Below are 7,503 nucleotides of genomic sequence, written 5' to 3' on the forward strand. Positions count from 1 at the left end.
GTCCCTAGACCGCGCCCGGGTAGCCCAACTGGCGCCAGGCCTCATAGAGGGTCACCGCCACCGCGTTGCTCAGATTGAGACTGCGGCTGTCGGCCACCATCGGCAGCCGCAGCCGTTGCTCCGGCGCCAGCCGGTTCAGGATCTCCGCGGGCAACCCCCGGGTTTCCGGGCCGAACAACAGCACATCGCCGTCCTTGAACCGGGTATCGCTGGGGGCAGTGTGGCCCTTGGTGGTCAGGGCGAACAGGCGAGCCCCGTTCATGGCGGCCAGGAAGGCCTCGAAATCCGGGTGCACGGTCACCCTGGCCCATTCCGAATAGTCCAGTCCCGCGCGCCGCAGGCGCTTCTCATCCAGACTGAAACCGAGCGGCTCGATCAGGTGCAGCCCGGCGCCGGTATTGGCGGCGAGGCGAATAATGTTGCCGGTGTTCGGAGGAATTTCCGGTTGATAGAGAGCAATATGCAGCATGGTAAAGAAGGGCGGCGGGGCGCCGCCCTTTAGCCATCCGCTAACCGGAAGGGTGGGGAAAGGCGGTCCGGATGACCCTGAAGTCGCTTATTTCGAGTTCAGTTTATCGACCCACTGGTCAATTTGCTTTTCCGCCTCTTCCTTGGCGATACCGTATTTTGCCTGGATCTTGCCCAGCAGTACATCACGCTTGCCCTTGGCCTCCTCGATGTCGTCGTCGGTGAGTTTGCCCCAATGTTCCCGGACATTGCCTTTTAGCTCCTTCCAGCGGCCTTCGATGGTGTTCCAGTTCATCTTGTCTCTCCTGAGAGGGTCGATGAGTGGTGTCTCCAGTAATGACGGAGACGCTCCTTGCGCCGAGACGCCAGCACCACTATGGCAGGAGTCTGGTAATGGCCGGGGGAAAAGACTGTAAAAGCCGGGGTGGGGTCGGAAGCGGCACCCGGAGGTGCCGCTTCGGGCGAGGGATCAACGGCTGGCGCGTTTGCGCTCGGTTTCGGTGAGCAGTTTCTTGCGCAGACGCAGATGGTTTGGTGTCACTTCCACCAGTTCATCGTCCTCGATGAAGTCCAGGGCCTGCTCCAGGCTGAAGCGCACCGGAGGGGTGAGAATCACGTTCTCGTCGGTGCCGGAAGCACGCATGTTGGTGAGCTGCTTGCCCTTGGTGGGGTTTACCACCAGGTCATTGCCTCGGCTGTGGATGCCGATCAACTGGCCTTCATAGACTTCCACGTTGGGGTCGATCAGCATGCGGCCACGCTCCTGCAGATTGAACAGAGCGAACGCCAACACCTTGCCCTTGACCATGGAGACCAGCACGCCGTTGTTGCGCTGAGCCATGTCGCCGGGTTTGTACTCGCCGTAATGGCTGAAGGTGCTGTTGAGGATGCCGGTACCGGAGGTCAGCGTCAGGAACAGGCTGCGGAAGCCGATCAGGCCACGGCTGGGCACGACGAAGGTCAGGCGTACGCGGCCTTTGCCATCGGGCTCCATGTTGGTCATCTCGGCGCGGCGCAGGCCCAGGTGCTCCATGATCGCGCCCTGGTGCTGCTCTTCCACGTCGGCCATGACGTTTTCGTAGGGTTCTTGCTTCTGACCATCCACCTCACGCACGATCACTTGCGGGCGGCCCACCGCCAGCTCGAAGCCTTCGCGGCGCATGTTCTCGATCAGTACCGACAGGTGCAGTTCGCCGCGGCCGGAGACGCGGAACTGGTCGGCGCTGCCGGTTTCTTCCACGCGCAGGGCCACGTTGTGCTTGAGTTCCGCCTCCAGGCGCTCGCGGATCTGGCGGCTGGTGACGAACTTGCCGTCCTGGCCGGCGAACGGAGAGGTGTTGACATGGAACACCATGCTCACGGTCGGCTCGTCCACGGTCAGGGCGGGCAAGGCCTCGACCTGGGCCGGATCGCACAGGGTGTCGGAGATGTCCAGCGGGTCGATGCCGGTGATACAGACAATGTCGCCGGCGGCGGCGTCCGGTACGTCGACACGCTCCAGGCCGTGGTAGCCCATGATCTGCAGCAGGCGGCCATTACGCACCTGGCCGTCGCGGTCCACCACCTTGACCTGCGTATTGGCCTTGACTTTGCCGCGCTTGATCCGGCCGATGCCGATCACGCCCAGATAGCTGTTGTAGTCCAGGGAGGAGATCTGCATCTGGAACGGGCCGTCCCGGTCCACCTCCGGTGCCGGTACGCGATCGATGATGGTCTGGAACAGCGGGCTCATATCCTCGGCCATGTCATCCGGATCGAGACCGGCGATGCCGTTGAGCGCGGAAGCGTATACCACCGGGAAGTCCAACTGTTCGTCGCTGGCGCCGAGATTGTCGAACAGGTCGAACACCTGGTCCATGACCCAGTCCGGGCGGGCACCGGGGCGGTCGATCTTGTTGATCACCACGATCGGCTTGAGGCCGGCGGCGAACGCTTTCTGGGTAACGAAGCGGGTTTGCGGCATGGGGCCGTCCACCGCGTCCACCAGCAGCAACACGGAATCCACCATCGACATCACCCGCTCCACCTCGCCGCCGAAGTCGGCGTGTCCCGGGGTATCGACGATGTTGATACGGTAGTCGCCGTATTTGAGGGCGGTGTTCTTGGAGAGGATGGTAATGCCCCGTTCCTTCTCCAGATCGTTGGAGTCCATTACGCGCTCGACGTCGCCGGCGCGGTCTCCCAGTGTGCCCGACTGTTGCAACAGCTTGTCCACCAGGGTGGTCTTGCCGTGGTCAACGTGGGCGATGATGGCGATATTGCGCAGGCGTTCAATCACGAAACAGGCTCCGAAGCGAGTAATAAGGCCGAGGCTGGGCCGCGGCGGGAGCGCATTGTACAGCCCCCTTGGCTACCGAGGCCACCGTCTTGTCGCCCTCCGGCCAGCCCCGGTCTGACGGCCATTTCTGATAGTGGGCGGCGTTCGCGGGCTATGAGAGAATGCGACCCGGTTCACGATTTTGCGGTTGTTGCTTCAAGGCGGTGTTCATTCGCCTAGAATGGCGCAACCAAACGGAGGTCGTACCGGTCATACACTGCCCGTCGAGGACTGTCCGTTCGAGCCTTTCTGGCTCCCGAGGTTGCGCGGTTTGGCATATCAGGTTGTCCGCGACGTTTCTTCAGAATGGTTCTGGACACGCGTGTTCCGGACCAGAATGCGGTTCTGAGCAAGGAAAGGTATTCGTTATATGCGGTTTGGGTGTGCGAGCGGCATCAGGTGTGGACTGGCGATAGCGCTCTGTCTGGCCCTGCCCATGAAAGCCGTCGCTGACGGTGAGGACCCTGGAAAGATCATTCTGGGCCTCAATGAAGAGGTCATGATCAAAGAGTTGGACATCGTCTTGCCCGCCAAACTGGATACCGGAGCCCAGTCCGCCTCGCTCAGCGCCCGGCAGGTCCGGATTTTCCAGCAGGACGGGCAGGATTGGGTTTCCTTTGATTTGTGGGTGATGCCGGAACAGCGTGAGAAAATCGGATTGGAGCAGGATCAGTGGCGCACCCTCGAATTGCCATTATCAAAACATGTGCGCATCAAGCGCCGTGCCGAAAATCAGATTGACGGTGCTCCGGGCTACAGCCGCCGGCCGGTGGTGGAATTGACGCTATGCGTCGGTGGCCGGGCCCGGCGGGTGGATGTCAATCTTACCGATCGCAGTGACTTCCGATTCCCGCTGCTGGTGGGATCCGAGGCACTGGTTTCGCTGGGGGCTCTGATAGACCCGGCACAGTCCATGAGCGGGGGTGCGCCATCCTGCTCCAGGGAAGAGACCATCGGCTTGGCGGCCGAAGAAACCGAATAAGGCTGGAACATGGGTTCTGTGAAACTGCACGCGCGGCTGCTGGCCGTGGCATTGTTGGTTCTGGGCATAGGCAGCATGGCCTACCAGATTCTGATTCAGAAAGTGCCGCTTACCGAAAGTGAAACCGATCCGGTCTGGGTGGTGGATGCCCAGGTCCAGTTCCAGGCCAGGGGTAACCACCCGGTGAAGGTGCGAATGTTCGTGCCGCCACTGGACAGTGGTTTCACCACCTTGAATGAGAGTTTTATCTCCAATAATTATGGCGTCAACGTCAGCCGTGAGGGTGGCAATCGGGTGGTGACCTGGTCCAGCCGCCGGGTGGAGGGCCAGCAGAGCCTGTATTACCGCTTGCTGATCACCCCCCGTTTCGCCGAGCCCGGCGGCCAGGCGAAGGAGCCGGGGCCGCAGTTCCGTCCCAGCCCGACGCTGTCCGGGCCGGAAAAAGTGGCCGCCGACGCTCTGCTGGCGCCGATTCGTCAGCACTCCGCGGACATCGAAACCTTCATCAGCGAGACCATCAAACGGGTTAACAGCCGAGACGACAACGACAATGTCCGGCTGTTGCTGGGCGGCAACATGACGTCGGAGAACCGGGCCCGGGTGGTGGATCTGCTGCTGGCGGTGGCGCACATCCCGGCGGAGCCGGTGTACACCCTGCGTTTGTCCGAGGTGCAGAATCAGCAGCCGGAGTTATGGCTGCGTTCCTACAACGGCAACGCCTGGTTGTATTTCAACCCCAACACCGGTCAGCAGGGGCTGCCGGAGGACCGTCTGGTGTGGTGGAGTGGACAGGCGCCACTGTACAACCTGGATGGGGGGCGCAACGCGGAGGTGAAGTTCAGCGTTCACCAGAATGAGATGAGCGCTCTGCAACTGGCACAGACGCTGAGCTCCCAGGACGTTTCCAGCTTCATTGACTTCTCGCTCTATGATTTGCCGCTACCGGTACAACAGCTCCACCGAATCCTGATCATGATTCCGGTGGGGGTGCTGCTGGTGCTGTTGATGCGCAGTCTGATTGGCGTGGAGACCCTTGGTACTTTCACGCCGGTACTGATCGCCCTGGCGTTCCGCGAGACCCAGGTGGTCTGGGGGGTGATCCTGTTCACCTTCATCACCACCATCGGTTTGTCGTTGCGATCGTATCTGGAGCATCTCAAGTTACAGTTGATGGCCCGATTGTCGGTGGTGCTGACCTTCGTGGTGATCATGATCGGCCTGATCAGTTTGTTCAGCTACAAGCTGGGTCTGGAAGTGGGACTGTCGGTGGCGCTGTTCCCGATGGTGATTCTGACCATGGTGATCGAGCGGATGTCGATTGTCTGGGAAGAGCGGGGCGGACCACAGTCCATGAAAGTGGCCATCGGCACCTTGGTGGTGGCGATTCTCTGTCATTTGCTGATGGTGTGGAGTCCGCTGGTCTATCTGGTGTTCACCTTCCCGGGCATCCTCCTGGTGCTGGCCGCGGTCATGGTGTTCATGGGGCACTATCGCGGCTACCGGCTCACTGAACTGGTGCGCTTCCGGGCCATGACCGAAGAGGGACGCTGAATGTTCGGGGTGAAGACCTGGCGCGCTCTGCGGCGGCGCGGCGTAATGGGCATCAACCAGCGTAACGGCGATTATGTGCTGCGTTATAACGACCGTCGCTTGTACCCGCTGGTGGACGACAAAATCCGCACCAAGAAGCTGGCGCTGGACGCCGGTATCCGGGCGCCGGATATGTACGGCATCATCGAGACCGAGCAGGGCATCGGCAAGGTGGCGGAGATCGTGGAAACCCACGGGGATTTCGTCATCAAACCCTCCCAGGGGGCTGGCGGTGACGGCATCATGGTGATCTCCGATCGCTTCGAGGGGTATTACCGCACGGTCTCCGGCCGCATGGTCAGTCCCGAGGAGATGGAGTTTCACATTTCCGGGATCATTTCCGGTATCTATTCACTGGGCGGCCATCGTGATCGCGCGCTGATTGAATACCGGGTCCGTTCCACCGATCTGTTTGACCGCATCAGCATCGGCGGGGTGCCGGATGTCCGTATCATCGTGCTCAAGGGCTACCCGGTGTTCGCCATGCTGCGTTTGCCCACCCGGCAGTCCGATGGCAAGGCCAATCTGCACCAGGGCGCCATCGGGGTGGGCGTGGACATCGCCACCGGGGTGACTCTGGCCGGCACCTGGCACAACCTGAAAATCGACCGCCATCCCGATACCGCGCACCCGGTGGCCGGCGTCACTATCCCGGATTGGGAGGAGTGTCTGGCGCTGGCGGCGCGCTGCTATGACCTGACCGGTCTGGGGTACCTTGGCGTGGATCTGGTGCTGGACAAGCATAAAGGGCCGATGATGCTGGAATTGAATGCCCGTCCCGGCCTCAATATCCAGATCGCCAATGATGATGGATTGCTGCGTCGCTGCGGTATCGTTGAGCGCCATCTGGAACAGCGCGGCAAGGATGAAGGCGAGGAACTGGTGGCGCAGAGGGTACTGTTCTCAAAACGTCATTTCGCGGTGGCGACTCCGGAGCCGCCGGATACGGCCACGGAATAATCGCCTTTTCGAAGTGACTGACGTGGCAACGTGGGATGGCTGACCTTGGCGTTAGCCATCAGCATTAAGCTTCGGTTAAGTTTTTGTGGCCGGGCTTGTCGGAATTTACATTCCCGATGAGCCTGGTTGATGACACAAAGATCCCGTCCTTCCTTTCCGTCCACACCCTGGTGCCGCTTCTTTTTAATCAATTACGTGCTTATTCTGATCGCCTGCCTGCATGTGGCGAGGCAGGCATTGCTGCAACCGGGCAGTGTCTGGAGCCTGCTCTTCCTGCTGGTGGCGTTAGCGGGCTACGCCTTTGTGTTCCTGCTGCCGCCTCTGATGCTGTCTCTGCTGGCGCCCCTGTTCGGACGCTGGGCAGGTTACGGCGTGGCGGTCATCGGCGCTGCTCTGATGTTGCTGCTGTTGCTGGTGGACGGTCAGATCCATGATCTCTACGGTTTCCATCTTAACGGCTTCGTCTGGAATCTGTTGACCACGCCGGGGGGCTTCACCTCCATGGGGGCGGCCTATGGCGCCGCGCATTTTCTCGCTTACCGTCCGGTGCTCAACGCTTCCCAAGCGGTACCGTTTTATCAGCCCACCACGTTATGTCGTTTCTGGATCAGCGGAACGCGGCGGAACCGTTCTTCGGCTTTCTGTTTTTCGAGCGCGCTATTACTTTCCCGCGGAAAGCGTGATCCGGCCGGATTATCTGAAGAACTTCAACTACGCCACCATGGACCTGGAACAGGACATTGACGGTATTGTTAAGGTTCATCGCGGTTTAGAAGGCCACGGCGCTTCAATCATGGGCACGGGGCTGTAACGGAAGGGGCTACCAACCGCTGTATTCGCCAGCAAGCTGGTCTCCCACGGATCATGCCACGAAGCCGCTGTGGGAAGTTTGCTTGCAAGCGAATCGCCAACGGCCCAGGGCATTCGCGGCCAAGCGGAGCGCCGCCGCGGCCGCTTCCCACGGCGGCTTCGTGGCATGATCTGAATCGATGTCTTCGAGGTAACCGAGCAATACGGGTCTCCTTTCCTCTCCTGGAAAGGTTTGTCGTTGTTGGCGTCCGCAACGCGGCGGTTCACTCGAATCGGGCTGCACGGACCCCCCGGCCGGAGCGACCCTTCCCGCTAAACCGCGATGAACCATAAAAAAAGCGTTGCTTAGTGCTTGCCAGGGCATTGGGTCTGGTTT

7 protein-coding genes are annotated in these 7,503 nt (G+C 60.8%); 4 read left to right on the top strand and 3 right to left on the bottom strand.

Annotated elements, in window-relative coordinates; genetic code table 11:
- Positions 1–4: 4 nt before the first annotated feature.
- The 3 genes from trmL to typA all read right to left on the bottom strand — a co-directional run bounded on the left by trmL (position 5) and on the right by typA (position 2,746).
- Positions 5–469 (bottom strand): tRNA (uridine(34)/cytosine(34)/5-carboxymethylaminomethyluridine(34)-2'-O)-methyltransferase TrmL, encoded by a 465-nt coding sequence (gene trmL, locus A6D6_RS21160; RefSeq protein ID WP_133491597.1) that lies wholly within the window; start codon positions 467–469, stop codon positions 5–7.
- An 87-nt stretch (positions 470–556) separates the two neighbouring features.
- The gene (locus A6D6_RS21165) at positions 557–763 is read right to left on the bottom strand and encodes a CsbD family protein (protein WP_022997152.1); all 207 of its coding nucleotides are present in this window, start codon (positions 761–763) and stop codon (positions 557–559) included.
- Positions 764–937: 174 nt separating this feature from the next.
- Entirely contained in the window at positions 938–2,746 is a 1,809-nt protein-coding gene (gene typA / locus A6D6_RS21170; protein ID WP_133491598.1) for a translational GTPase TypA, read from the bottom strand.
- 475 nt (positions 2,747–3,221) lie between these two features.
- Between typA and A6D6_RS21175 the strand changes: the two genes are divergently transcribed.
- The 4 genes from A6D6_RS21175 to A6D6_RS21190 all read left to right on the top strand — a co-directional run bounded on the left by A6D6_RS21175 (position 3,222) and on the right by A6D6_RS21190 (position 7,061).
- Positions 3,222–3,767 carry an ATP-dependent zinc protease family protein gene (locus A6D6_RS21175; RefSeq protein ID WP_236564205.1) on the top strand — a complete coding sequence of 182 codons (546 nt, stop codon included), beginning with the start codon at positions 3,222–3,224 and terminating at the stop codon, positions 3,765–3,767.
- 9 nt (positions 3,768–3,776) lie between these two features.
- The gene (locus A6D6_RS21180) at positions 3,777–5,318 is read left to right on the top strand and encodes an inactive transglutaminase family protein (protein ID WP_133491599.1); all 1,542 of its coding nucleotides are present in this window, start codon (positions 3,777–3,779) and stop codon (positions 5,316–5,318) included.
- Positions 5,319–6,317 (top strand): alpha-L-glutamate ligase-like protein, encoded by a 999-nt coding sequence (locus A6D6_RS21185; RefSeq protein WP_159661800.1) that lies wholly within the window; start codon positions 5,319–5,321, stop codon positions 6,315–6,317.
- A gap of 129 nt (positions 6,318–6,446) precedes the next feature.
- The gene (locus A6D6_RS21190) at positions 6,447–7,061 is read left to right on the top strand and encodes a DUF3413 domain-containing protein (RefSeq protein WP_159661801.1); all 615 of its coding nucleotides are present in this window, start codon (positions 6,447–6,449) and stop codon (positions 7,059–7,061) included.
- Positions 7,062–7,503: the final 442 nt, after the last annotated feature.

The sequence above is a fragment of the Alcanivorax xiamenensis genome, assembly GCF_009846745.1.
GTDB lineage: Bacteria > Pseudomonadota > Gammaproteobacteria > Pseudomonadales > Alcanivoracaceae > Alloalcanivorax > Alloalcanivorax xiamenensis.